Origin of the sequence: Bacillus sp. GMa5/1 (assembly GCF_050172015.1) — a bacterium.
Taxonomy (GTDB): Bacteria; Bacillota; Bacilli; order Bacillales; family Bacillaceae_G; genus Bacillus_A; species Bacillus_A cereus.
Window position 1 is genome coordinate 1 of the sequence record NZ_JBNLYC010000067.1, and the last position, 23,666, is coordinate 23,666.

The window sequence follows — 23,666 nt, forward strand, 5'->3', positions numbered from 1 at the left end:
ATCTTATTCTACGGAAAATTGATACCATCAAAAAACTGTATGTTTAACATGTATAGTTTTTTGATGGTGTAGCTGTGCAATGTTTAAAAATTTCACATACCGTATTTTAAAAATAAATATAGGAAAACCAAAAAGTAATGTAGAATATATCGTACATACATATATACAGTCAACATAAAAGATAAAGAGGTGGGTATATGTTACTTGAGGAAGTAATGCGGCAACTAGAGGAATATGGAACAGAACAAAATCGAAAAACGTATAAAAACCACGGAGCGAAAGAGCCGTTATTTGGAGTTAGTTTTGCGAATTTAAAATTGTTAAAAAAGAAGATAAAAAAAGATCACGATTTAGCAGTTGGATTGTGGGGAACGAAAAATATGGACGCAATGACATTAGCAACTTATATTTTAGACCCGAAAAAAATAACGACAGAACAGCTTAATAGTTGGATTCAGGATGTTGATTATTACTGTTTGATGGATGTTCTTATGACATCTATATGTACTTCGCCAATTGCAATAGAAAGAATGGAAGAGTGGACAAAGTCTAATGATGAATGGATTGGAAGAGCTGGCTGGTCTTTATTAGCAAATATAGCGATTAAAAATAAAACGTTACATGATGATTTCTTCTCTCCGTACTTAGAAGAGATTAAAGAAAATATACATAATGAAAAAAATAGAAAAAAAGAAGCGATGAATAGTGCTTTAATCGCAATAGGAATTCGTAATGAAGACTTAGAGCGACAAGCGATTGAAATTGCACGTGAAATTGGAAAAGTAGAGGTTGATCACGGTGCAACATCATGTAAAACACCAGATGCAGAAAGCTATATAAAAAAAGCGAGAGAAAGAGCTGAAAAAAAGAAAGTGAAATAAGAAAAGAGGATCGGTTATGAAAGCAATTGACGCAGCACAAAACATAATTACATTACAATTTTCTAATTGTGATGTAGCTTTACTCGGCGGAAGCGTTGCACGAGGAGAAGCGACGAAAACATCTGACCTTGATATTGTAATAGTTGACCAAAGTTTAACTTCTTGCTATAGGGAATCTTTCTATAGTAATGGATGGCCTGTTGAGGTGTTTGTTCATAATTTTGAAACATATAAAACCTTTTTCAAAATGGATTGTGATCGAGGGAGACCGTCGTTACCACAATTAGTTTCGGAAGGGATTGCATTAAAAGGGGAAAAGGAAATTGTTGAGAAATTAAAAAAAGAAGCGAATGATTTACTACATAAAGGACCAGCTAAATGGACCGAAGAAACGATTAAGCAGAAGCGATATTTTATTACGGATACTTTAGATGACTTTATTGGTGCAACAAAAAGAGAAGAAGAATTGTTTATCGCTAATTTATTAGCGGATTTAGTACATGAATATGTATTAAGAGTAAATGGTAAGTGGCTTGGGAGTTCAAAATGGTTTATTAGAGTGCTAAGAAGATATGATGAGCAATATGCAAACAAATTTGTAGCCGCTTTTGATCATTTTTATAAAACGGGAGAGAAAAATGAATTAATTCATTTTATAGAAAAGACGTTAGAACAGTATGGTGGAAGAGTGTTCGAAGGATTTTCTATTGGTAAATAAAAAGGGGAGAGAAAAATGAATGTACCATATGTTCAATTAAGAGAATTGACACTAGATGATGTAGAAGATCGCTATCAATGGTCATTAGATAGAGATGTAACAAAGCATTTAGTCGTACCAGATCAATATCCTCCGTTCACTCGTGGAGATACGAGAAACTGGATTGAAGCTTGTATAAGCCGAAAAAATGGTTATGAACAAAGGGCAATCGTTACTGAGGCAGGTATACATATTGGATGGGTAGAACTTAAAAATTTTGATAAAACAAATAAAAATGCTGAACTAGGAATTGCGATTGGAAATAAAGACTATTGGGGTAAAGGATTTGGAATGGCAGCTCTAAACAGCATGTTACAAATAGGTTTTTCTCAGTTTGAATTGGAGAAAATTTGGTTACGTGTAGATGAAGATAATACAAAAGCTAAAAAGAGTTATGAAAGTGCCGGATTTGTATGCGAAGGGTTAATGAGAAATGATCGATTGAGACAGGGGAAGTTCATTCATCGCAATCGTTACAGTATATTAAAAGAAGAGTATGAATCAAAAAAGTAGCCTATAAAAATATTATGTAAATTAAAAAGGGGAAGATAAAATGATTCGATTACTTACAAAAGCGGATGCAAAACAATATTGGGAGTTACGTTTACAAGCATTACAAGTAAATCCCGAAGCATTTATAACGACTTACGAAGAAGCAGTACGTCAAGAAAATCCTCTTGAACGAGTTGCTAGTAATCTTTCATCCAATAGTAGTTTTACATTTGGTGCTTTTAATAATGAAAATCGTTTAGTTGGGGTTGTTACTTTATTAAAAGAAGAAAAAGACGCATATAAGCATAAAGGACATATCGTTGCAATGTATGTAGATACTGAAAATCGAAGAAGTGGTCTTGCACGTGATTTAATACGTAAAGCAATTGAAAGGGCAAAAGAGATGAAGCTAGAGCAATTGAATTTAGGGGTTGTTTCAACGAACGAACCAGCCAAACGATTATATGAATCAATGGGATTTAAAACATACGGAATTGAAAAAAGGGCTATAAAAATGAATGGTGTGTATAGTGATGATGAACATATGGTGTTGTTCTTTTAAGAGAGGAAGTTTTGTATGAAAGATCTCTATTTAGAAAGAAATATGGACCCTCAAGTAGCGATTTTGTATGCGACGGTTGCTGATACGTTTAATAGATTGCAAAGGTTAGTCGAAGGTACTGAAGAGAACGAACTATCCTATAAAGGGTCTGAAAATAATGAAAATAGTATTGGGCAGTTACTTCAGCATTTAGCAGTTGTTGATTTACATTGGGTGTATCGTTTCAAGGGAGAAGATGTTCCGCCAGCATTTGAAAATAAATATGGTCCTATGTTAAATGAAGTAGGAGAATTACCAAGTTTAAGAAAAAACACATTGCAAGAGTTAATGCAAGATTATGAAGCAGTGCAAAAATTGTTTTATGAAGAATGTATGACACTAACAGAAACTGATTTAATGCAGGAAGTTTTGTATGAAAAAGGCGAAACTGCGACAATAAGATGGGGAATATGGCATATAGCAGATCATAATCGGTATCATCAAGCTCATATCAGTCGTTTGAGGAAATTATACAGAGAATATAAACTACATATTCTTTAATTTTTGAATGAACGAACGCCCCTAAATAATAATTAAAGGAGGCGTTTGTTTTTATTCGTTCGCTTTTCTTCCCAAGCTATCATTAAATTTTTATGATAATCTTTTGGTTTCTCAATAGAAAACCAGTAAATTGAATGTGCAATAGTTGGTAGCCATCTTTTATAGCGGGTCGAGATTAAAGTAGATTTTGACCCTTGAAAATTTTGATATGTAATGGCCTCGATTTCATACCAATGCACTTTATTCCCATGTAAATCTACTACAATTCCTTCATCATCCCAAAGTGAAATGTAAGTTTGTATGTAGATTTTTCATCGCGTATACTAAAATATATGTCATAGAGATAAAAAATTAAATACAAGGGGTTTTACAATGAAAGCAATTGTTATAGGGATACTGGCATCATTTTTCTTTGCCTTTACCTTTGTTTTAAACCGGGCAATGGACTTAGAAGGTGGAAGCTGGATTTGGAGTGCATCATTACGGTATTATTTTATGGTTCCAATGCTATTACTTATTGTTATGTATAGAGGGAACTTAAAGCAACTCTTTCAATATATGAAAAACAATCCGAAAGAATGGTTAGTGTGGAGTATCGTTGGATTTGGTCTCTTTTATGCACCGCTTAGTTTTGCTGGAGCGTTCGGACCAGGTTGGCTTGTTGCATCAACATGGCAAATTACAATCGTTGCAGGGATTTTGTTAACACCATTTTTTGCGGTGGATCCACTACATAAAAAACTTCCGATGAAGGAATTAGTTATGTCGGGCATTATTTTATTCGGTGTTGTTCTCATGCAAGCAGAACATGCTTCTTCATTAGGTATTCGTGAAACCGTTTTATGTGTAGTTCCTGTACTTATTGCAGCATTTGCGTATCCTCTTGGAAATAGAAAAATGATGCAAGTTTGTAAAGGGGAATTAGATGTATTTCAGCGAGTACTCGGTATGACATTAGCAAGTTTACCATTTTGGTTTTTATTATCTGGTTACGAAGTATCAACAGGCGGATTACCGTCAAGTAGCCAAGTTTTTCAATGTTTTATTGTAGCAGTTAGCTCTGGGTTAATCGCGACAGTATTATTTTTCTTTGCAACAGATCTTGTGAAAGATGATCCGCAAAAATTAGCAACAGTGGAAGCGACGCAGTCTGGTGAAGTTTTATTTGCGCTAGTAGGAGAGCTGATCTGGTTATCTGCACCAATTCCGTCATCATTATCTTGGATTGGTATGAGTCTCGTTATTATTGGAATGATACTTCATAGTTATGTGGCTGTCGTTGTAAAAAAAGAAGAAAAAATAACGGCGTAATGAGATTAGCTCTTTTTATTAAGAGTTAGTCTTTTTTTCATAGAAAGGGATGAAAATATGAATTTACAGCGTGTTGAACAAATTGAAAAAGATTCAATATTAAATGTGCTACAATATGCCGTCGGTCCAAATGAAATAAGCTTAAAGAAAGCAGTATTATTTTATCAAAGTAATAAAGGGACTTTGTACAAATATGAAGAAAAAGCTTGTCTAGGTATTGAAGTAATCGGAGCAACTAAAGCACGAGTATGTCATATAGCAGTGGCTCCAGATTATCGTCAAAAAGGAATTGCACTGCAAATGATTAAAGAAGTGGTAAGGATATATCAATTGACTTATATAGAAGCAGAGACAGACGATGGGGCGGTAGAATTTTATAAAAGAATTGGTTTTCAAGTTAAAAGTTTAGGAGAAAAATATCCAGGGATAGAAAGATTTCATTGTTACATGGAAAAATAGCATGAAAATATATAATTGTACATATTGAATATAGTTTGAAAAAAATAATAATTTCATTATATAATATAGGTATCTGGAAAAATATAGATAAAAGAAGATAGGTGTATAACAAGTGAGAATGGATAAAAGTAAGTTTATAAAAATAGCTACTTCAATAGGGGTGTCATCTTTTTTATTAACAGGTTGTGGTGATTATGAAGAAGAAACTGCTCAGCAAGAAAGTACAGCTGTTAAAACAGATGGTGCAAAACAAAGAAATGAGCAAGAAACATTAAATTGTGATGATAAAGCCCCAACCAATGAAAATGTAGAGAAAGATGAGTTATGCAAGGAAAATAATCCGTCATTTTCATCTTATCATGAAAACTCTCATTTACCGATACTTCCATTTGTAGCAGGATATTTATTAGCGAGTAGAACTTCAAATATGAATTATACAGCAAAACCAAATTTAATGAAGAAACCGTATGCAAATAATGTTATTCCATATCGTGAAAAAGATGAGCGTAGAACAGGTGGCGGTAGTAGCGGTGGTTATTCTGGTGGTTCTAACGGTAACAATAATACTTCCAATAAAGTAGATTTAAATAAACAGCAGCCAAATCCATCCAATAAAGTAACACCAGATACAAATACGCCAAAATCATCTACTACGCAAACACCGAAAGTAAACTCTGGTTCAAGTGGAATTGGAAACGCAAAAGCGCCAGCAGGATCCTAAAACGAAAGGGTAATGGAGTAATGTATACAGAACGAGAGCAAGAAGAGTATATGAAAGTATGGTTTTCACTTGCAGAAGAGGCTAGTAGGAATGGTTTCACTTGGCCTAGTCTGTTAGAGAATGAAGAATGGAATCAATATATGGCAACAGGGATGTATCGCATGCCAGCAAAAACTTATACTGCTATCTCAAAAGCGACAGAAGAAATCATGTATGTGTTATATAGAACGTATCAATATATTGTAAATACGACAGAAGATTTTCAAAAACTTGGATTCCCAGCTGAAGCGTGGGAAATGGCGAGAATGAAACATAATGGTTTATTTTCATATTTTACAAGGTTTGATTTTATCGTAAATGGTGACGATATAAAATTAATAGAAGTAAATTGTGATACGCCAACAGGCTATTTAGAACCGTCTGTCGCAAATGAAGTGTTATGCCGTTATCATGATGTAAATCACCCAAACCATATAGAAGAGCATATTGTGCAGGCATGGGAACAAATTAAACATGACTATCATATAGGCCCTGAAGAGACGATATATTTTACTAGTTATGATTGGCACGATGAAGATAGTCAAACGGTTCAGTTTTTAAGAACGTATTGCTTAAATCAGTCAACGGACTATGTAGGAATACAAGACATTGTCGTTGCGGAAGATGGTATATATACGCCGAGTGGAGAAAAAATAAAATATTTATATAGACTGTATCCAATAGAGTATTTAGTAACGGACGTTGATAAGAATGGAAAAAGGATTGGTTTACAATTTTTAGATCATATTGCGCAAGAAAGAGTGAAAATTATTAATCCGCCAGCCGCATTTGTTATGCAAAACAAAAGTGTACTCGCACTAATTTGGAAGCTTTATGAAGAAAGTGTTTTCTTTACAGAAGAAGAGCAAGACATTATTTATAAATACTTTCTACCAACATATTTTTCAAATAAGCGATTTCTAGAAAGACATGAATCATACGTTTCCAAACCTGTATTTGGTCGTGAAGGTGGCGGAGTATCTATATACGAAAATGATGAATTATTAGCTGAAGATAAAACAGAGTATTACTTTGAACAAAGGAAGATATACCAGCAATACATAGAAATGCCTGACTATACCATTGACACATGGGATGGTCCATATACTGGTAAACTATTAATTGGCTCTCACTGTATAAGCGGAAGAGCAGCAGGCTTATTTTTACGTGTAGGTGAGAAAATAACGGGAAACTTATCAATGTTTACTGGGGTTACAATTGAAGGATAAAGTAAACAAAGAGCTCATCATTTGTGATGAGCTCTTTCGTCTATGTATAAAACAGCTTTTTATGGTTGGATGTAAAATCTTCACTTTCTTTTTGTGTTTTAAATCTGGATATTATAATTTAAAAATTTTTTTGTGTAATAATATTACCATTTTTTATAGATATGGAAAATGATTAAGTTAAAAATTAAGAAAAATATGATAATATATTTATATAAAAGTTTAAATTTACGTAGCTAGTGGGGGAACCAATATGAAAATGAATGAAATAGTAGCAAGTACACAATTTCCAAATACAATCGAAACAATAACAAAAGATTTAAAAGCATTAGGAGTCGAAAAAGGAATGACAATTATCGTTCATTCATCACTAAGTTCTATCGGGTGGATATCTGGTGGTGCGGTTGCTGTAGTAGAAGCATTAATGAAAGTTGTTACGGAAGAAGGAACGATAATAATGCCAACGCAATCTTCGGATTTGTCCGATCCGAAACATTGGTCAAGACCACCTGTACCGGAAGACTGGTGGCAAATTATCCGAGATAACGTCCCAGCATTTGATTCACGTATAACCCCAACAAGGGGAATGGGTGAAATAGTTGAATGTTTTCGTACATATCCGAATGTAGTACGTAGTAATCATCCGTTAGGAAGTTTTGCTGCATGGGGAAAACATGCAGTAGAAATAACAATGAACCATTCGTTATCAATGAGCTTTGGAGAAGAATCTCCATTAAGAAAAATATATGATTTAGACGGGTACGTATTATTAATTGGTGTTGGATATGATTCCAATACGTCTGTTCATTTATCCGAGGTGCGTTCTGGTGCATGTGAGTTAATACAAGTAGGAGCACCTATTATAGAAAACGGTGAAAGAGTGTGGAAAGAGTTTTTTGAAATGGATTACGAATCTGAGAAGTTTGTAGAAATTGGTGTGGAGTTTGAGCGAAAAGGAACTGTAAAAAATGGGAAGATAGGGAATGCAACGTGTCGTCTAATGAAACAGCGTGATATAGTTGACTTTGGAACAGAATGGTTTCGTAAGAAAAATTAGTAAGGGATGGTTACAATGAAGGGGAAAAAGGTATTAATTACGAGCGGTGGTTGTCTAGAAAAATGGGATCAAGTACGCGGGCATACGAATATGGCCAAAGGTACAATCGGAAGGATAATCGCAGAAGAACTTCTAGCTAAAGGGGCACATGTTATATATTTACACGGTTATTTTGCGGAGAAACCGAGTGATGTACATAGAGGGTTAGAATTACATCCATTTGAAGGAATCGTTGATTTACAAGATAAAATGAAAAGTATCATATCACATGAAAAGATTGATGCAGTCATTATGGCAGCGGCTGGATCAGATTGGATTGTGGAGAAAATTTGTGATCAAGATGGTAATGTTCTTAATATGAACGGAAAAATTTCAAGTGATATAGCACCGATTATTCACTTTCAAAAGGCTCCAAAAGTATTAAAACAAATAAAAGAATGGGACCCAGAAACAGTACTTGTTGGTTTTAAACTTGAAAGTGATTTAAATGAAGAAGAACTGTTTGAAAGAGCAAAAAATAGAATGAAAGAAGCAAGGGCGAATGTAATGATTGCGAATTCACCACATTCTTTATATTCGCGCGGAGCTGTGCATTATGTAATTGGACAGGATGGTAAAGGGAAGTTGTGTAATGGGAAAGATGAAACAGCGAAAGAAATTGTCAAAAGCTTAGAGTTATTATGTAATCGTGTCACTGCTTTTTAAAATTAAGTTTTTAGATGAGAATGAATCCGCATAGTAATAAGTAAGCGAAACTTTAATTGGTGGGAATTTTACTTTTACACGAATGTGAAGCGTATACCAATCAAGAGCTATACACAGAATAATTGGTGAGGAGTGGATTCTATGGAACATTTATTAAAGCAAGCTATTAAACTTAGAAACGAAAAGAAATATGCGCAGTCTAAAGAGATGCTTATAGGATTAACAAACTTTACAAAGGATGCAGAAGTACTGTATCAGTGTGCGTGGATACATGATGTAATGGGGCTAGAAACAGAAGCAGTTCCGTATTATGAGCAGGCAATCGCAAATGGACTTGATGGCGAATCGCTTTGCGGTGCTTATATTGGTTTAGGAAGTACATATCGTTGTATAGGGGAATATGAAAAGGCAATTACAGTATTAGAAGCTGGGGTGAAAAAATTCCCAGAGAATGCTCCGATGAAAGTATTTTTATCATTAGCAAAATATAACGTAAACGATCACGAATCAGCGATGAAATTATTACTTGAAACTGTCGTGAAAGTAGAGGAAGTAAAAGAATTTGAACGTGCCATTTCATTTTATAAAGACCATTTAAATGAGGTTTTTAAATAAAGGAGTGAACGTATGGAGGTTACACTATCACGAAGGCGAAAAGGTGTTTGGATTGGACTCGTCTTTTTAATTATGCTACCAAACTATTTATTGTATGCCCTTCCAATTGTACCAGTTGCGCCGAAAGAAGTTGTGCTTGGGTCATTATTAGATTGCATGTTTGTCATTCCAATCATCACGTATTTCTTCATTATTCGAAAAAGATACTCGTTAACGTATATAGTTCCTGTTGTAATAGCTGGTTATATTTTTGCGAGATTTATTATTCCAAGTGACTATTTACAAGCTTTTTCATTCATCTCTTATATTATTGTTGCGGCTGAAATTGCATTTGTAGGTCTAGAATTATTCCTTCTCTATAAAATTGTTAGAGTGCTTCCTAAAATAATAAAAAAATATAAAGAATATAGAAGAGAAAATTATTCCTTTTCTTATGCAATTGATGCAGCGTTTGACGCTACTATGAAAAGAAGTAAGTTAGTAGATGTCATTCTAAAAGAGTGTAAGTTAATCTATTATGCGTTTTTATCGTGGCGTGAAAAAGTACCAACAGGTAAATCTGTATACTCATATCATAAAAAGACTGGTGCTATAGGTGTGTATATCATGATTATTCATGCAACAATAATTGAAAGCATTGGTTTTCATTATTTACTACATCAGTGGAATCCAGTAATAGCATGGATTTTACTTATTTTAAATGTATACGCGATGATTTATTTTATAGCTGAAATACAAGCGATGCGCAAAAATCCCCTTGTCGTAACAGAAGAACAAGTAGTCATTCAAATCGGATTAGGAAAGAAAATTGTTATGCCATTTACACAAATTGATAATATTGCGTTCTACAAGGGTGAATTGCTAACGGCAAAAGAAAGGAAACAGGTATTGGATGCAACTGTTATGGAGTTCATAAAAGAACCTGCTACTTTTGAAATAACATTAAAAGAGCCAGTGAAAGCGCAGTTGTTATACGGCTTTTCTAAAACAGTAAGTTGTGTTTACTTAAATGTTGATGAAGAACGAAAATTTTATGATGCGGTTAAGGAAAAGTTAAAACATGAGTAATAGTGCTGTTAGTTACATAAAAACAAATGAGCTTCCGTTAGAAGTGAAAAAATATGAAACATGGATAGTGAAAAACTCTTTCTAAATAAGAAGGAGTTTTTATTATATACTTTTATAAATCATTATATAAAAAACTATACACTTCTTTATCACTACATAAATGGATATAATTGAGGATAGAACTAGCATAAGGGGAAACAAAATAATGAATAAGTTACTTACATCGAAAATTGAAATTATAGAAAGAAAAATCCGGTATAACTCAACAATAGTAGATCACAATTGCTTATTACTTGAAAAGCAATCACAAAGTATCGTTTTATTTCACGAGGTGCAGTATTCATTTACAATGACTGCAAATGATACTAAGTTAACAATCCCAAAAGGAAGTTATACAATCGCATATTACTGGAAAGATCGTCCGTACAATTTATACGTATGGAGAGATATAAAAGGAAAGTATTTAGGTTTCTATTTTAATATTGTAAAAAACACACAAATAAAAGATGAAGTGGTTTCCTTTGAAGATTTAATCATCGATATTATGGTACTTCCAAATGGAGAATACTTCATATTGGATGAAGATGAATTACCAGAACCATTAGGGAATTTCGAAGGTGGTTATGTGAGGAAAGCTCTTTATGGATTAAAAGAAATCATTCAAAAAGAGCTGCCACCAATAGTTTTGGAGACAGCCAGGGTGCAGAGGAAATAAAATTTAATTACATAAATATTTTGAATGGGAATGAGTAGTCTCAAGTTATATGATCTAACTTTTTTAATAAATCTAAGGTTAGTAGCATATTTCTTGAAATTACTCTTTTTTTTGTAGAAATTTCGTCGCTTAGTTATTAAATCCCATCAAATGCATTTAGCGTGTGAGTTTTCTTATTGGTTACAGTGGATTAAAAATCAGAAAAAATAGTAAGTAAATGATATCGTTCAAATAAACAACAGTAAAAATATTCAAACGAATCATATGTATGTTTTGATAAAACCTAGTTGACTTATCGGAAATATTTGTATAATATGTACTTAATTCCATAACGTATTGCTGATTGGAGAAACCAAAGGCATTTTATCTGTTGATAAAATGCCTTTGGTTTTTTTATTGCACAAATACTGAATCTGTTCATTTATATGAATCATTTTAAGGAGGAGAAGAAATGACTGTTTCAATTGATGGGGTATCAAAATATTTTTTGAAACAAACTGGTACTGTTCAAGTATTAGAGAATATTAATTTTCAATTAGAGAAAGGGGATTTTGTTACAGTAATTGGTCCGAGTGGGTGCGGAAAAAGTACATTACTAAAAATTGTTGCCGGTCTAGATAATGATTTTGAAGGGGAAGTTGTTATTGACGGGGAGCCTATCTTAAAAACGAGCAAGAAACAAGGTTTTATTTTTCAAGAACATAGGCTTTTTCCATGGTTAACAGTTGAAGAAAATATAGCGGCAGATTTATCGTTAAAAGATAAGTATGTGAAAGATAAGGTAAGAGAATGGGTTGAAATCGTTCGGTTAGATGGCTTTGAAAAATCGTATCCGAAAGAAATTTCAGGCGGGATGTCACAACGTGTTGCGATAGCGAGAGCGTTATTAAGAGATCCAAATGTATTATTACTTGATGAACCTTTTGGAGCGCTGGATGCTTTTACTCGAAGTCATTTACAAGAAGTATTGCTAAATATTTGGGAGCAGAAGAAAACAACAATGATATTCGTTACACATGATATAGACGAAGCGATATATCTTTCAAACCGAATCATCATTATGAGTGCAAAACCAGGGAAAATACATAAAGTGATTGAAAATAATTTGCCTTATCCGCGAAATAAAACTTCTCAATCGTTCCAACAACTTCGAACGAAAGTATTACAGCAGTTTGAATATGGAGGGTTGATTCAAACAAGTATATAGGAAAAGGGTGATTTTATATGTATAAAAAATTAAAAATTCTTTCTTTTGCTTTAGCTATATCAGTATGTTTGTTAGGATGTGAAAAAAGTACAGCAAGTAGTAAGAAAGAAGATGTAACAATACAAATTGGTATACAACAAGGATTAAGCCCGCTATTACTAGCAAAGAAAAAGGGATGGTTTGAAGAGGAGTTTAAAAAAGAAGGAGTTAAAGTGAAATGGACAGAGTTCCAAAGTGGACCTCCTTATTTTGAAGCAATCGCATCAAACCGGTTAGACTTTGGTGAAGTAGGGAATTCTCCAGTCATTTCAGCGCAAGCAGCAGGTATTGGATTTACCGAAATCGCCAATACAAGTTATGCGAGAAAAGGAACTGGAATTCTCGTTCAAAAAGATAGTAAGATTGCGAGTGTAAAAGATTTAAAAGGTAAAAAAATTGCAGTAGCAAAAGGAAGTAGTGCCTTTAATTTATTATATCGAGCACTTGATAAAGAAGGTATTGATGCAAAAGATGTAAATGTCATTCAATTACAACCAGATGAAGCGCAGCCTGCATTCGAATCAGGATCAGTAGATGCATGGGCGATTTGGGACCCTTTCATATCATTACATACGTTAAATAAAGGTGCGAAGGTGATTGCAGACGGTGAAACATTAAATGTCTCTTCACCAGAATTTTTAATTACGAGGACAAAATTTGCGAAAGAACATCCAGAATTAGTTGAGAAATTCCTCAAAGTTTATGAGAAAGCACGTGTATGGCAAGATGCTAACTTAGATGAAGCAATAAAAGTATACACTTCTGTAAAAAAGATAGATGCAGAGATTGTAAAAGAAGTGTTTAATCACGACAAACCAATTTTAGTTCCGGTAACTAAGGAAATAATAGCAGAACAACAAAAGACTGCGGATTTTCAATATAAGCTCGGTTCTATAAAGAAAGAAATTAAGACGGAAAAAGTTGTAGATAATTCTTTCGTAGAAAAAGCATTGAAAGCGAAGTGAAAAGAGGTTTTGTAAAGTGGAAAATACGAAAGCTGTTATGAAACCAGCGAGTATAACGATTAAGAAAAATGGCATAAAGAAGGTACGAAAGTTAAATGTAAAAGTTTTAGTAAGGGCGATTACTATACCGGTTATTATATTAATAATTTGGCAGTTGGCTGGCGTATTCGGTCTTGTTTCTAAAACAGTTTTACCAACACCATTAGATATTTTTCTAGCTTTCCAAGAGCTTATTAAAACAGGAGAGTTATTCGGCCATTTAAGTATTAGTGTATTGAGGGCTGCGGCTGGTTTCTTTATTGGTGGGGGCTTAGGAATCATTTTAGGAACGATTGTTGGATTTTCAACGAGAAGTGAGCAATATTTAGACCCATCTGTGCAAATGTTAAGAACTGTACCTCATTTAGCTGTTGCGCCGCTTTTCGTATTATGGTTCGGTTTTGGTGAAACATCAAAAGTGTTATTAATTGCAGATGGTGCATTTTTTCCTTTATACGTAAATGCATTTTTAGGTATTAGAGGTGTGGATTCAAAGTTATTTGATGTTGCGAGAGTGTTAGAGTTTAGTAAAAGAAAATTAATCACGAAACTAATTTTACCAGCTGCATTGCCTAACCTTTTACTAGGAGCAAGGTTATCGTTAGGTGTTGCGTGGGTGAGTTTAGTAGTAGCAGAACTTATGGGGTCTACAGAAGGTATTGGCTATATGATTATGGATGCAAGGCAATTTTCAAATACAGATATCGTATTTGTCGGCATAATTATATTTGCATTTGTTGGGAAGTTTTCTGACTCTCTAGTACGTTTACTAGAAGTGAAGTTTTTAAGATGGCGAGATAACTTTAAAGGTGAGACAGGGAATTAACATATAAATTATTAGGGGTAATTTATATAGAATGTGTTAGTATACGATTCAAAATAAATAAGGGGTGTGTAAAGGTATGGAATTATTATGGTTTATTCCGGCTTATGGAGATGGTCGATATTTAGGAACGACAAAACGAGGAAGAGCAGCTGAATATGGTTATTATAAGCAAGTTGCTGCGGCAGCTGATTATTTAGGATATACGGGTGTTTTACTTCCAACTGGTCAAGGATGTGAAGACCCTTGGGTGTTAGCTTCAGCTCTTGCTGCTGAAACAGAAAAACTAAAATTTTTAGTAGCAGTGAGACCAGGACTAATGTCCCCTACAGTTGCAGCGAGGATGGCATCTACATTTGATAGAATTTCACATGGGAGGCTGCTTATTAATGTAGTAGCTGGAGGAGATCCAGTTGAACTACAAGGAGATGGATTATATCTTGATCATGATGAAAAATATGAAGCAGCGGATGAATTTTTAAAAGTTTGGAAATCGACATTGCAAGGTGAAACGATCTCTTTAGAAGGAAAACATATTAAAGTTACAGATAGTAAAGTTGTATTCCCACCAGTTCAAACGCCATATCCTCCTATATATTTCGGAGGATCGTCAGCTGCTGGAAAAGAAGTAGCAGCTGAACATAGTGATGTATATTTAACGTGGGGAGAGCCGCCAGAGCAAGTGAAAGAGAAAATAGAAGAAGTAAGAAAACTTGCAGAAGAGAAGGGGCGTACAGTGCGATTTGGCATTAGATTACACGTAATTGTAAGAGAAACAGAAGAAGAAGCATGGGAAGAGGCAGAACGTTTAATTCAATATGTGGATAATGAAACAATTGAGCTTGCTCAAAAGACATTTGCAAGATATGATTCGGTTGGTCAAAAACGGATGACCCATTTAAATAAAGGTACGAGAGAGTCGTTAGAGATAAGCCCTAATTTATGGGCTGGAATCGGACTTGTAAGAGGTGGGGCAGGTACTGCACTTGTAGGCGATCCGCATACAGTAGCAGAAAGGATAAAAGAATATGAATCGTTAGGAATTGATACGTTTGTTTTATCAGGATATCCGCATTTAGAAGAAGCGTATGAAGTGGCAGAATTGTTATTCCCATTATTGAAAGACGAGAAGAAAGAAGAAAATAAAATTGTTGGTGAAATGATTGCTGATGCATATGCATATGCATTAAAAAAATAGTGAGAAATAAAGTTTCACTTATTTATTGCTTCATTTTGTTTACTGCCTGTTAACACGAGATAAAAAACCCGCAAGTTATTCGCTTGCGGGTTTTCATCGTAAATTATTAGAAAATATGGTAAAATTAAAGGGTAACTTAAGGTGCGGTTGGTTGTTCAATTATCACTTCTCCGAGTAGGAGGGGGGTGATAATACGTGAGTGAAATAGCGTTGCTACTGCAGGGTGGACTGTTTCTCGTTGCATTGTTAACGTTCGTCGTCGTTTTAATAGACAAGCTCAAAAAATAACAACCCACCTATGCCTATAGAATGTGGGTTGTTTTGTTTGTAAGAAACAAATAGGATAAATGAACAATCCAATCTGCTAAGTTACGTGGACTAGTGTGTAGCCGCACACTAGTCTTTTTTATTTATATACAATTTATAATTGGTTTATGTGATTGTATTGTTCTTTTCATACTCATTATAACACAGTGTCTTTTCATCAAGAAAGGAGACCGTATGTTCTGGTCTCTGTTATATAGTAGGTGCTTTTTCTTTAAACAGCCCATCCATATACTGTTTTAAACTTTGGACATAAAATTTCTGTGTATTCACATTATTTACACCGACAATGGGTGATGGAAGGTCAAATCTTTTTTCTGATAAATGAACGACAACATCAAAAATGTCAAACAAACGAATGAAGCAAAACAGACCGTCTTTATCGCTAAGTAAAATAAAGTAATGATTTTCACTACTTGTATTTAGCGTATTCCATAAAGAACTTTTGCTTAAATCACGTACAATGCTTTTTTCTTTTAGTTCCACGAAATCTGCATTTGAGAGAATGGTAGAGATATCAATCGCATCTTGATCTTCAAAGTAGCCATCAACTGTTTGTACAGCGAATGTATAAGCCATTTTTAATATACTCATTTTATATTTACGGTTATCCAATAGCAATTCACGTTGAATAGAACTGGCTACTTTCGTTACACGTTCCTCTTTCCAAATTTCATTATGTAAGGAAATATCGTGCTTTTTACATAGTTTCATAATTAATGCATTAGAATAAAGAATTTCGTCGCTTACTTCGACAACATCAGTCTCAGCAGCCGCAAGTTCCTCACCGTGCTCATTCGTATAGAGTGGGGAATCAATTTGTCTTTTCATTTGTTCAATCTTAAATTGACTCAATTTATGCCTAATTAAAGGACGATCAATATTTGTTGTCATTTGTTCATGACAAGTATCACAAATTGAGTTTGTGAAATAATATCCACATAATATTTCTGGAATGACATATTGTTCACTAAGTTCTTTCGTATCTTTTCTGCAAATGATGCATTGTGTCATTTTTATCACCTTTACCTGCAAATTTGTATGTAATCTCATTGTAGTGTATTTATTGGTATTTTGGAATATTGTAAAGGAAAATATTATGTGAAATTCATACTTATTTTGGTACAATGAAGAGAAGTGCTAGTTTAAAGGAGGCCATTTTTTTGAAATCAAAAGTGCACTTTTGGACATTAGAAGTGCTAATGGTTGTAGGAATCATATTTATTTGCACAAAAATATCATTTTTATTTCAACCGATTGGTATCTTCATATCAACATTATTTTTCCCAATCTTAATCGCGCTTTTTTTATACTTCATATTTAATCCTGTATTAATCTTTTTGGAGAATAAAAAAGTACCTAGAAATTTAGCGATATTGCTGTTATATCTTTTTATCATAACATTAACTGCGGTTGGCGTTGGAGTAGTTGTTCCTACGATTTCACAACAGCTAATGGACTTAGTAAAAAATATGCCAGGCTACATAAAAGAAGGAAAAGTATACATACAAGAATTATCACATCATAGGTTGTTTGAATGGTTATCTACACAAAACTACGTTTCCATTGAAACAATTGAAAAAAATGCGATTGAATACTTAAAAGATATACCAAATACAATTACGTCGAGTGCAACGGCTTTATTTGGTATCATCACGAACGTTGCATTAGTTGTATTTACTGTACCGTTCATTTTATTTTACATGTTTAAAGATGGACATGCCTTTCCAGGAAAAGCGGTAAGTTTATTACCAGAGTCTTACCGTGAAGAGGGGCTTCGTATCATTAAGGAAACGAACGAAACATTATCTGCATATATTCAAGGGCAAGCGCTCGTTTGTATATTTGTAGGTGCGTTTACTTTTATCGGTTATTTAATTATCGATTTACCGTACGCTTTCGTTTTAGGAATTATTGCAGCATTTACAAACATCATTCCTAACTTAGGTCCATTTATCGGAGCAGCACCAGCTGTTATTGTAGGACTGTTCGTATCTCCGATGCAAGCCTTATACGTAATTATTATCGTAACAATTGTACAACAGTTTGAAAGTAATATTATTTCACCACGTATTATGAGCTCGAAATTAAACATCCACCCATTAACAATTATTATCCTAATTTTAGGGGTAGGTAACTTTGCTGGAATCATCGGAATGATTTTAGCAGTACCAGTTTATGCAGTAACAAAAACAGTTGTTTCAAACTTAGTGAGATTGTTTAAAACGAAGAGAAGTAATCGGAAATAGTAAAACCTGAGAAAGATACACCTCTTTTTAAGTGGTGTATCTTTTGTTTATAAAAAAATAATTAAAAGCGGGTTGATTTGATTTTATTATATATTTTTTATACATCAAATTCAGCGATGAACTTGTGTGACATAAGCTCTATAAAACTATGTGGAATCCCTCTGAACTATCCAAATCATTTCCTTACAGCGTGCTATCATCATCATAATCGACTCCTTTCAATTCTATATAGTTAAACGATTAAAGGTGAGTGTAGTATTTGCTTCTACGATCTCGAATTTCATCAATAACTTGTTTATATTGTCTTTCTTGTTTTAATTCATTTTGAGATATTGTTTCTTTTTGAATCGTAATCGTTAAAAAGAATAGGTGAAACTTCATATGTGAATTCCTCCTTTCGAATTGGAATTACAGATGACTACAGTAATGACTTTGTCTTTCTTTTACAGAATCCATAGCCTGATTAATTTGTCGTTCATGAAGCATTTCAGACTCAGAAAATTTATTTTTTTGAATGGTAATAGTTAAAAAGAATACTTTAAATTTCATAAAATAATTACCCCTTTATAAGTGATTTAGAAAAGACGAGTGTAATAAGAAGATTGAAGCTCTTTTACTTCGTCCATAATATTTTGAATGTGTTGTTCACGTAAAATCTCTTTCTGTGAGAGCTTACGTTTTTGAATAGTGATTGTTAAAAAGAATGCTTTAAATTTCATGAATATATTACCCCTTTAAAATATATTTTTAATACATTTGAGTGTAGTATGAACTTTTAATGTCAGTTATTTTATCAGTCAGTTGTTTTAACTGTTGTTTACGATTGATTTCATTTTCAGATAAATTATTTTTTTGAAGTACAGTCGTAAAAAAGAAAATATGAAAAGTCATAAATGAATTCCTCCTTTCGAAAAGGAATTACAGGTGATCACAGTAAAGTGCTTGGCGCTCCTTAACATCATTCATAGCTTTTTCAATTTGCTCATTATGAAGAATTTCATCTTTGGAAATTATATTTCTTTGAATCGTAATACTTAAAAACAATACGCTAATAGTCATTGAATGTTGCTCCTTTCTTAGAAAAATAATGTAAGAGACTAAAAAATCGCGCAAAAAAACCACAGGAAGATACAGTTCTCCTATGGCTGGGCGTGAAAAAGCCACAGGAAAGTATACGGCCTCCTGTGGCGAATTTATGAATTAAATGAAATAAAGTACGATTTTCAATTCTCCATTAGGGTGGTCGAATTCATATTTAATTGTCCAGAAAACACAGGTGCAGTTAACGCTAAAGTTAATGCATGTAATTGTAATTTCATCATTTCCTTCGACCTCCTTTTAGAATTTTTTTCTTACGTTAGTAAGTATATACAATTAATGGATAATTGTAAACATAAAAAATGAAAATTTTTAATTTTGATTAAAATGCGTATATTTAAAAGGGATTTGAAAGTAAATATTGTAATTAACGAAATATCGATAAAAATGGGGGATGCTAAATGAAATATATGCATCATAACATGATCGTTATGCTAACAATTTTTTTATTCATTGCGGCTTGTTCTAATGGAGAAAGAATAAAAGATATATATGATATTAGGTCAGATGATTTTAAGAAATATACTGGGACATACGTTGGTAATAATTCAGATGTGGTTGCAATTGTTAATCATTTACCCGGTGGTGGAACAGTTCAAAGTATAAGTTTAGAAAATGAAAATATAAAAGTGAACTATGGCGCAAAAGAAAGTGGGGCTCTTACAGAAGAAATGATTGAGACGTATTGGTTTGATGAGAAGGATACGATGAAGAAGAATTTTTTCTTTAATGCTATATATTTAGTGATTTTAGTGCCAAATGCAAAAATTTATGAGTTTCAGGTAGAGAATAAAAACTTTAAGATAACGAGGGAAGAAATGTTATCAATTTTGCATAGAATATTCGATGATTTTCCAAAAGAAAAAGATATATGGGATAAAAATAAAGTTATAAAGTTCTTTAACGGCAATGAAGAAAAAATTAAAATGCTTGTGGAAGATAAAGATTTTCGGAAATCTTTATTTGCTAAATATCCAGTGAGCCAGTTGAAATAATGGAGGGGAGAAGATGGAGTTAGTATACAAAATTTCTTATCATAGAATGCAGGACCTTTATTACAATTTTTGAAAGAAGACATTCCGTACATCCCGCATGTAACAGTCGGAAGAAAAGAAAGTGCCAAATTAGCTGCTGAAGTAGTGAAGGAGATTCCTAGTTTTCATGGGAAGTTAAATTGTGTGATTGATAGAATAAGCGTGGAGCGAATTGGAGAGAACGGGGAATCAATTATTGAATTTGAAGTGCCATTTTTAAAAAGCTGACAAAAGTCAGCTTTTTATTTCGTAGCATGAAGTAATGCACCAATTGCACCGCTATTACCACCATCTTGTAAAAAGATTGGTGTTTTATTTTGATATTCGGTGTAGCTACTTATAATATGTTGAAGTTGTACGTTATTACATAAAGTCGAACCAATATAAATAATATGTTTAATGTTTTTTGTTTCAGCGAATTGAAGGCTTAATGCAGTAACGACTTCACCAACAAGTCCTTGTATAGTAGCAAGTATGTCTGAGCTATTATATTTCGATTCTGAAATAGCGGCTTTACCAAAATTGCTAGCAGTTAAGCTATTATCAATAGGTGAGAGAATACCACCATAAATATCTCCAACCGTAATATCTAGTTCTTTTCTAGATCCTACTTTTGTTAGAGGAATTACATCTTCAAAATGATCTATATTTGTTAACAATTTTGAAAGTCCCATAATAGTCCCACCGCCAACTCCGGTTCCACCAGCGCGAATATATTGTTCATTATAAACATAATGGATAGAAGTACCTGTACCGATATTGGTTAAAATAAAATTGTTTATAGTGTGTTTTTCTTCTTTTAATATGTATTGGACACCTGCAAGAGTAGATTCAAATTCGTTTAGCTCTATTATTTTATATGAACCTGTAAGCAGATGCTGTAATAGTTTCGATTTACCACCCGTAATACATATTTGTTTTATGCCATTGTTGTTTTTAATCCAATCTATTATTTTATGTTGTTCATGTGAATAAAATTTTTCAAAAGTTAATAGCTTTTTTTCGTTAAAATAAGCTATTTTCGTTAATGTGCCTCCAGCATCGATACCGATAGTACGTTCCATTTTCCTGCTCCTAACTACGTAATATGTTTTCCTATTTACTTAATTGGTTGAGAATAGATATTTCCAACTGATATAAGGAACACTTTAATCTGCTTGATATATTAATAGTTTTTCTATAGTTACAATAGGCTGGTCGTTTACAGTTGCAATACCTTTACCAAGAATAAAACCTCGGCGATTGCGCGTTAGCTCATAATGTAAATCAAGTTTATCACCGGGATATGCTTTTCCGTGGAATTCAACTCCATCTAAAGAGGAGAGAAATCCTAGTCCTTCAGAATCACTTGTATGTACAAATGCACTAAGCTGGGCAAGTGATTCTACAATTAACATATGAGGCATATGTTTTTGACTATCATTTATAAACCATTCGTTATTTGTAATGAGTTTATATCCTGTAACGGATTCACCTTGTTTTACATTTGTTACTTTATCAATCATTAAAAATGGATAACGATGGGGAAGCGTGTCTTTAATATGCATATGAAAGTACCTCCAATTAATAATACCCCTGCTAAAGTTAAGCAGGGGAGTGGGAACTAATTTTTAACTAATTCATCTACTTTTTCAAGGACGAAAATGCCGCTATTTCTAATATTTTCAACAACTTGTTGCAACACTTCTTTATCTTGAACGAGTGCAATACGTACGAAGCCTTCTCCATGAGGTCCAAATGCATGACCAGGTGTAACAACGACATTCGCACGATCCATTAATGCATAAGCGAAGTCTAGAGAAGTCCATCCTTGTGGAATTTCAGCCCAGACAAACATACTACCAGCTGGCTTATCGACATTCCAGCCAAATGTTCGGAATCCATCGACTAAAGTATCTCTCCGTTCTTGATAAATATCGCGGTTTTTCTCACAAAATGCAGCGCCATTTCTTAGTGCTACAGATGCCGCTTTTTGAATTGGTAAAAATACACCGTAATCGGTATTAGATTTAAATTGAGTAAGTGCACGAACAATTTCTTCGTTTCCAATCATATATCCAATACGGCTACCTGCTAAACTATAACTTTTTGACAAAGAATTGATTTCTACACCAACTTCTTTAGCACCAGGTACAGAGAGAAAGCTAATTGGCTTATTACCATCGAAATAAAATTCAGCATAAGCAAAATCATGGACAACGATAATATTATGCTTTTTCGCGAATGCGATTACTTCTTTAAAGAAATCTTCATGAGCCATTGCTGGAACGGGATTCCCTGGGAAGTTTAAAATCATCATCTTCGCTTGATCGGCAATTTCTTCAGGGATGACTTCTAAGTCTGGTAAGAAATCATTCTCTTTCTTTAAAGGCATGTAGTAAGATGTTGCACCAGCCATTTGAATACCTGTTTCATAAGCTGTATATCCTGGATCAGGAACTAATATAATATCACCTGGATTTGCATAAACCATAGGTAAATGAACGAGCCCGTCTTGTGAACCCATTAATAATAAAACTTCTTTATCCGCATTTAATAAAACGTTATGAGTGTTGTTGTAATATTCAGTTACAGCTTCGTGAAATTCTTGAATACCTGATAATGTATACCCATAGCTCTCTTTTTCACTCGCTGTATGTACCATTGTTTCTCTTACAAAATCAGCGGGCGGCATATCAGGATTTCCGATGCTCAAATCAATCATGTTATGACCTGCTGCAATTTTTTCTTTTTTATAGGCTCCTAATTCACTAAATATAGAAGATTGGAATGCTTTCATTCTAGTTGCTAACGTGTAAGTCATCAAAACCCCTCCTAAAAACAGTGCTTTCATTCTGCGTTTTTAATTATTCTGAAAACACATGTTTACATTTTATCATTTTTTTATGAAAATTAAAACGATTGACAAATTTAGAGGGAGGATTAGCCTATTTTGAAAAGTAACGATGTAAATAGCGTAGATGTGTTAATTGAAATGTCTATTATAGGATTCATTTTATATAACTTAAGATATTTTCTAGTTTTTATTAAGTATATTTCTCATGTTTTGAATGAAAAAGAATACGAAAACAAGGGCTATTTTTGTGGACGATTTCTAAAGTGAAATAACGCAGAAAATATTTTCTGCGTCTCCTCTGAAATGTAATCATTTCTTTTTATATGTGCATAATTTTTCGGCTGTCAAAAAGTATACATTTAATGTACCGTCGGCAACTTTTAAAGTTTGGTCCGATGTAAATGAATTACCATAATCAATGTGATATATATTAGAATTTTTGACAAATGAGCCTTTATATAAATCGTCTTTATTCTTTGTTGTTTGCATTTCTACTAAATTTTGCACAATTTCCTCTTTATTTTCTTTTTTGATAACTGTTTCAAATTTATAATATACAGGGCATTCCCCTTTTTTATTGTCAACGACTTCCCAAGAACCGTATATATCGTTACTGCTGCATCCACTAAGTAGGATGATTAGTATAGGAATTGTAAGTAGAACCTTTTTCATTTTGTGCTCCTTTCTTTTAAATTTGAATAAACGT

31 protein-coding genes and 1 pseudogene are annotated in these 23,666 nt (G+C 33.4%); 22 read left to right on the plus strand and 10 right to left on the minus strand.

Features of this window, described 5'->3' with window-relative positions; all coding sequences use genetic code 11:
• The first annotated feature begins 197 nt into the window (after nucleotides 1–197).
• From ACQGSG_RS16495 to ACQGSG_RS16585, 19 genes are all read left to right on the plus strand, one after another.
• On the plus strand, nucleotides 198–881 hold the full coding sequence (locus ACQGSG_RS16495; RefSeq protein ID WP_000923474.1) for a DNA alkylation repair protein: 684 nt from the start codon (nucleotides 198–200) through the stop codon (nucleotides 879–881).
• Nucleotides 882–897: 16 nt separating this feature from the next.
• Nucleotides 898–1,599 (plus strand): nucleotidyltransferase domain-containing protein, encoded by a 702-nt coding sequence (locus tag ACQGSG_RS16500; RefSeq protein ID WP_000643682.1) that lies wholly within the window; start codon nucleotides 898–900, stop codon nucleotides 1,597–1,599.
• 15 nt (nucleotides 1,600–1,614) lie between these two features.
• The gene (locus ACQGSG_RS16505) at nucleotides 1,615–2,151 is read left to right on the plus strand and encodes a GNAT family N-acetyltransferase (protein ID WP_098605041.1); all 537 of its coding nucleotides are present in this window, start codon (nucleotides 1,615–1,617) and stop codon (nucleotides 2,149–2,151) included.
• Nucleotides 2,152–2,191: 40 nt separating this feature from the next.
• Nucleotides 2,192–2,692 (plus strand): GNAT family N-acetyltransferase, encoded by a 501-nt coding sequence (locus ACQGSG_RS16510; protein WP_098605040.1) that lies wholly within the window; start codon nucleotides 2,192–2,194, stop codon nucleotides 2,690–2,692.
• A 15-nt stretch (nucleotides 2,693–2,707) separates the two neighbouring features.
• Nucleotides 2,708–3,232, plus strand: a complete 525-nt coding sequence (locus tag ACQGSG_RS16515) for a DinB family protein (RefSeq protein WP_325842820.1) — start codon at nucleotides 2,708–2,710, stop codon at nucleotides 3,230–3,232.
• A gap of 372 nt (nucleotides 3,233–3,604) precedes the next feature.
• Nucleotides 3,605–4,543, plus strand: coding sequence for a DMT family transporter (locus ACQGSG_RS16520; protein ID WP_000644587.1), 939 nt, complete (start codon nucleotides 3,605–3,607; stop codon nucleotides 4,541–4,543).
• A 57-nt stretch (nucleotides 4,544–4,600) separates the two neighbouring features.
• Complete coding sequence (locus tag ACQGSG_RS16525) at nucleotides 4,601–5,002, plus strand: GNAT family N-acetyltransferase (RefSeq protein WP_001053322.1); 402 nt, start codon at nucleotides 4,601–4,603, stop codon at nucleotides 5,000–5,002.
• A 112-nt stretch (nucleotides 5,003–5,114) separates the two neighbouring features.
• A complete protein-coding gene (locus tag ACQGSG_RS16530; protein WP_098280448.1) occupies nucleotides 5,115–5,723 on the plus strand; it encodes a hypothetical protein in 609 nt (202 codons plus the stop codon).
• A gap of 20 nt (nucleotides 5,724–5,743) precedes the next feature.
• Complete coding sequence (locus tag ACQGSG_RS16535; protein ID WP_000287883.1) at nucleotides 5,744–6,991, plus strand: glutathionylspermidine synthase family protein; 1,248 nt, start codon at nucleotides 5,744–5,746, stop codon at nucleotides 6,989–6,991.
• Nucleotides 6,992–7,241: 250 nt separating this feature from the next.
• A complete protein-coding gene (locus ACQGSG_RS16540) occupies nucleotides 7,242–8,045 on the plus strand; it encodes an aminoglycoside N(3)-acetyltransferase (protein ID WP_000783344.1) in 804 nt (267 codons plus the stop codon).
• A gap of 15 nt (nucleotides 8,046–8,060) precedes the next feature.
• On the plus strand, nucleotides 8,061–8,750 hold the full coding sequence (locus ACQGSG_RS16545; RefSeq protein WP_000676724.1) for a phosphopantothenoylcysteine decarboxylase: 690 nt from the start codon (nucleotides 8,061–8,063) through the stop codon (nucleotides 8,748–8,750).
• A gap of 141 nt (nucleotides 8,751–8,891) precedes the next feature.
• Nucleotides 8,892–9,365 (plus strand): tetratricopeptide repeat protein, encoded by a 474-nt coding sequence (locus tag ACQGSG_RS16550; protein ID WP_000400636.1) that lies wholly within the window; start codon nucleotides 8,892–8,894, stop codon nucleotides 9,363–9,365.
• Nucleotides 9,366–9,377: 12 nt separating this feature from the next.
• Entirely contained in the window at nucleotides 9,378–10,433 is a 1,056-nt protein-coding gene (locus ACQGSG_RS16555; protein WP_325842821.1) for a hypothetical protein, read from the plus strand.
• A 205-nt stretch (nucleotides 10,434–10,638) separates the two neighbouring features.
• Complete coding sequence (locus tag ACQGSG_RS16560; RefSeq protein ID WP_325842823.1) at nucleotides 10,639–11,148, plus strand: DUF402 domain-containing protein; 510 nt, start codon at nucleotides 10,639–10,641, stop codon at nucleotides 11,146–11,148.
• Nucleotides 11,149–11,599: 451 nt separating this feature from the next.
• Nucleotides 11,600–12,355 (plus strand): ABC transporter ATP-binding protein, encoded by a 756-nt coding sequence (locus ACQGSG_RS16565; protein ID WP_000218582.1) that lies wholly within the window; start codon nucleotides 11,600–11,602, stop codon nucleotides 12,353–12,355.
• A gap of 17 nt (nucleotides 12,356–12,372) precedes the next feature.
• Entirely contained in the window at nucleotides 12,373–13,359 is a 987-nt protein-coding gene (locus ACQGSG_RS16570; RefSeq protein ID WP_000277087.1) for an aliphatic sulfonate ABC transporter substrate-binding protein, read from the plus strand.
• Nucleotides 13,360–13,375: 16 nt separating this feature from the next.
• Nucleotides 13,376–14,224: an ABC transporter permease gene (locus ACQGSG_RS16575; protein WP_325842824.1), complete on the plus strand. Its 849-nt coding sequence runs from the start codon at nucleotides 13,376–13,378 to the stop codon at nucleotides 14,222–14,224.
• A gap of 76 nt (nucleotides 14,225–14,300) precedes the next feature.
• Nucleotides 14,301–15,419: an FMNH2-dependent alkanesulfonate monooxygenase gene (gene ssuD / locus ACQGSG_RS16580; protein ID WP_426947687.1), complete on the plus strand. Its 1,119-nt coding sequence runs from the start codon at nucleotides 14,301–14,303 to the stop codon at nucleotides 15,417–15,419.
• A gap of 195 nt (nucleotides 15,420–15,614) precedes the next feature.
• The gene (locus ACQGSG_RS16585; protein WP_001289320.1) at nucleotides 15,615–15,707 is read left to right on the plus strand and encodes a putative holin-like toxin; all 93 of its coding nucleotides are present in this window, start codon (nucleotides 15,615–15,617) and stop codon (nucleotides 15,705–15,707) included.
• 228 nt (nucleotides 15,708–15,935) lie between these two features.
• On the opposite strand, the gene ACQGSG_RS16590 is transcribed toward ACQGSG_RS16585, so the two are convergent.
• A complete protein-coding gene (locus tag ACQGSG_RS16590) occupies nucleotides 15,936–16,757 on the minus strand; it encodes an HNH endonuclease (RefSeq protein WP_000189710.1) in 822 nt (273 codons plus the stop codon).
• 149 nt (nucleotides 16,758–16,906) lie between these two features.
• On the opposite strand from ACQGSG_RS16590, the gene ACQGSG_RS16595 reads away from it, so the two are divergent.
• A complete protein-coding gene (locus tag ACQGSG_RS16595; RefSeq protein ID WP_000837892.1) occupies nucleotides 16,907–17,992 on the plus strand; it encodes an AI-2E family transporter in 1,086 nt (361 codons plus the stop codon).
• Nucleotides 17,993–18,232: 240 nt separating this feature from the next.
• On the opposite strand, the gene ACQGSG_RS16600 is transcribed toward ACQGSG_RS16595, so the two are convergent.
• From ACQGSG_RS16600 to ACQGSG_RS16620, 5 genes are read right to left on the minus strand one after another with little or no spacing between them, the layout of a single operon-like run.
• A complete protein-coding gene (locus tag ACQGSG_RS16600) occupies nucleotides 18,233–18,373 on the minus strand; it encodes a YrzI family small protein (RefSeq protein WP_000668497.1) in 141 nt (46 codons plus the stop codon).
• Nucleotides 18,374–18,400: 27 nt separating this feature from the next.
• The gene (locus ACQGSG_RS16605; protein WP_000669805.1) at nucleotides 18,401–18,541 is read right to left on the minus strand and encodes a YrzI family small protein; all 141 of its coding nucleotides are present in this window, start codon (nucleotides 18,539–18,541) and stop codon (nucleotides 18,401–18,403) included.
• A gap of 26 nt (nucleotides 18,542–18,567) precedes the next feature.
• Nucleotides 18,568–18,711 carry a YrzI family small protein gene (locus tag ACQGSG_RS16610; RefSeq protein ID WP_000668961.1) on the minus strand — a complete coding sequence of 48 codons (144 nt, stop codon included), beginning with the start codon at nucleotides 18,709–18,711 and terminating at the stop codon, nucleotides 18,568–18,570.
• Between the two features lie 28 nt (nucleotides 18,712–18,739).
• Nucleotides 18,740–18,883, minus strand: coding sequence for a YrzI family small protein (locus ACQGSG_RS16615; RefSeq protein ID WP_000142715.1), 144 nt, complete (start codon nucleotides 18,881–18,883; stop codon nucleotides 18,740–18,742).
• A 27-nt stretch (nucleotides 18,884–18,910) separates the two neighbouring features.
• Nucleotides 18,911–19,051: a YrzI family small protein gene (locus tag ACQGSG_RS16620; protein ID WP_000156176.1), complete on the minus strand. Its 141-nt coding sequence runs from the start codon at nucleotides 19,049–19,051 to the stop codon at nucleotides 18,911–18,913.
• A gap of 440 nt (nucleotides 19,052–19,491) precedes the next feature.
• Between ACQGSG_RS16620 and ACQGSG_RS16625 the strand changes: the two genes are divergently transcribed.
• Both ACQGSG_RS16625 and ACQGSG_RS16630 read left to right on the plus strand, forming a co-directional pair.
• Nucleotides 19,492–20,085 (plus strand): DUF4825 domain-containing protein, encoded by a 594-nt coding sequence (locus ACQGSG_RS16625; protein ID WP_000876535.1) that lies wholly within the window; start codon nucleotides 19,492–19,494, stop codon nucleotides 20,083–20,085.
• A 51-nt stretch (nucleotides 20,086–20,136) separates the two neighbouring features.
• Nucleotides 20,137–20,352 (plus strand): annotated as a pseudogene (locus ACQGSG_RS16630) (2'-5' RNA ligase family protein); the annotation flags it as partial.
• Between the two features lie 14 nt (nucleotides 20,353–20,366).
• Here the strand turns inward: ACQGSG_RS16630 and coaW are convergent.
• From coaW to ACQGSG_RS16650, 4 genes are all read right to left on the minus strand, one after another.
• The gene (coaW, locus tag ACQGSG_RS16635) at nucleotides 20,367–21,188 is read right to left on the minus strand and encodes a type II pantothenate kinase (protein ID WP_000442493.1); all 822 of its coding nucleotides are present in this window, start codon (nucleotides 21,186–21,188) and stop codon (nucleotides 20,367–20,369) included.
• Between the two features lie 84 nt (nucleotides 21,189–21,272).
• Complete coding sequence (locus tag ACQGSG_RS16640) at nucleotides 21,273–21,671, minus strand: 3-hydroxyacyl-ACP dehydratase FabZ family protein (RefSeq protein WP_000547659.1); 399 nt, start codon at nucleotides 21,669–21,671, stop codon at nucleotides 21,273–21,275.
• A 56-nt stretch (nucleotides 21,672–21,727) separates the two neighbouring features.
• A complete protein-coding gene (locus tag ACQGSG_RS16645) occupies nucleotides 21,728–22,927 on the minus strand; it encodes an LL-diaminopimelate aminotransferase (RefSeq protein WP_000222700.1) in 1,200 nt (399 codons plus the stop codon).
• A 342-nt stretch (nucleotides 22,928–23,269) separates the two neighbouring features.
• Nucleotides 23,270–23,632, minus strand: a complete 363-nt coding sequence (locus tag ACQGSG_RS16650) for a hypothetical protein (RefSeq protein ID WP_087967007.1) — start codon at nucleotides 23,630–23,632, stop codon at nucleotides 23,270–23,272.
• Nucleotides 23,633–23,666: the final 34 nt, after the last annotated feature.

Bases quoted from the DNA above. Each gene is read 5' to 3' on its own strand.
- ACQGSG_RS16500 (WP_000643682.1), top strand. From the start codon at position 898: ATGAAAGCAATTGACGCAGCACAAAACATAATTACATTACAATTTTCT.
- coaW (WP_000442493.1), bottom strand. From the start codon at position 21,188: ATGGAACGTACTATCGGTATCGATGCTGGAGGCACATTAACGAAAATA.
- ACQGSG_RS16615 (WP_000142715.1), bottom strand. From the start codon at position 18,883: ATGACTTTTCATATTTTCTTTTTTACGACTGTACTTCAAAAAAATAAT.
- ACQGSG_RS16600 (WP_000668497.1), bottom strand. From the start codon at position 18,373: ATGAAGTTTCACCTATTCTTTTTAACGATTACGATTCAAAAAGAAACA.
- ACQGSG_RS16650 (WP_087967007.1), bottom strand. From the start codon at position 23,632: ATGAAAAAGGTTCTACTTACAATTCCTATACTAATCATCCTACTTAGT.
- ACQGSG_RS16565 (WP_000218582.1), top strand. From the start codon at position 11,600: ATGACTGTTTCAATTGATGGGGTATCAAAATATTTTTTGAAACAAACT.
- ACQGSG_RS16555 (WP_325842821.1), top strand. From the start codon at position 9,378: ATGGAGGTTACACTATCACGAAGGCGAAAAGGTGTTTGGATTGGACTC.
- ACQGSG_RS16525 (WP_001053322.1), top strand. From the start codon at position 4,601: ATGAATTTACAGCGTGTTGAACAAATTGAAAAAGATTCAATATTAAAT.
- ACQGSG_RS16510 (WP_098605040.1), top strand. From the start codon at position 2,192: ATGATTCGATTACTTACAAAAGCGGATGCAAAACAATATTGGGAGTTA.
- ACQGSG_RS16545 (WP_000676724.1), top strand. From the start codon at position 8,061: ATGAAGGGGAAAAAGGTATTAATTACGAGCGGTGGTTGTCTAGAAAAA.
- ACQGSG_RS16550 (WP_000400636.1), top strand. From the start codon at position 8,892: ATGGAACATTTATTAAAGCAAGCTATTAAACTTAGAAACGAAAAGAAA.
- ACQGSG_RS16620 (WP_000156176.1), bottom strand. From the start codon at position 19,051: ATGACTATTAGCGTATTGTTTTTAAGTATTACGATTCAAAGAAATATA.
- ACQGSG_RS16520 (WP_000644587.1), top strand. From the start codon at position 3,605: ATGAAAGCAATTGTTATAGGGATACTGGCATCATTTTTCTTTGCCTTT.
- ACQGSG_RS16560 (WP_325842823.1), top strand. From the start codon at position 10,639: ATGAATAAGTTACTTACATCGAAAATTGAAATTATAGAAAGAAAAATC.
- ACQGSG_RS16570 (WP_000277087.1), top strand. From the start codon at position 12,373: ATGTATAAAAAATTAAAAATTCTTTCTTTTGCTTTAGCTATATCAGTA.
- ACQGSG_RS16605 (WP_000669805.1), bottom strand. From the start codon at position 18,541: ATGAAATTTAAAGTATTCTTTTTAACTATTACCATTCAAAAAAATAAA.
- ACQGSG_RS16645 (WP_000222700.1), bottom strand. From the start codon at position 22,927: ATGACTTACACGTTAGCAACTAGAATGAAAGCATTCCAATCTTCTATA.
- ACQGSG_RS16505 (WP_098605041.1), top strand. From the start codon at position 1,615: ATGAATGTACCATATGTTCAATTAAGAGAATTGACACTAGATGATGTA.
- ssuD (WP_426947687.1), top strand. From the start codon at position 14,301: ATGGAATTATTATGGTTTATTCCGGCTTATGGAGATGGTCGATATTTA.
- ACQGSG_RS16625 (WP_000876535.1), top strand. From the start codon at position 19,492: ATGAAATATATGCATCATAACATGATCGTTATGCTAACAATTTTTTTA.
- ACQGSG_RS16540 (WP_000783344.1), top strand. From the start codon at position 7,242: ATGAAAATGAATGAAATAGTAGCAAGTACACAATTTCCAAATACAATC.
- ACQGSG_RS16610 (WP_000668961.1), bottom strand. From the start codon at position 18,711: ATGAAATTTAAAGCATTCTTTTTAACAATCACTATTCAAAAACGTAAG.
- ACQGSG_RS16535 (WP_000287883.1), top strand. From the start codon at position 5,744: ATGTATACAGAACGAGAGCAAGAAGAGTATATGAAAGTATGGTTTTCA.
- ACQGSG_RS16515 (WP_325842820.1), top strand. From the start codon at position 2,708: ATGAAAGATCTCTATTTAGAAAGAAATATGGACCCTCAAGTAGCGATT.
- ACQGSG_RS16640 (WP_000547659.1), bottom strand. From the start codon at position 21,671: ATGCATATTAAAGACACGCTTCCCCATCGTTATCCATTTTTAATGATT.
- ACQGSG_RS16495 (WP_000923474.1), top strand. From the start codon at position 198: ATGTTACTTGAGGAAGTAATGCGGCAACTAGAGGAATATGGAACAGAA.
- ACQGSG_RS16590 (WP_000189710.1), bottom strand. From the start codon at position 16,757: ATGACACAATGCATCATTTGCAGAAAAGATACGAAAGAACTTAGTGAA.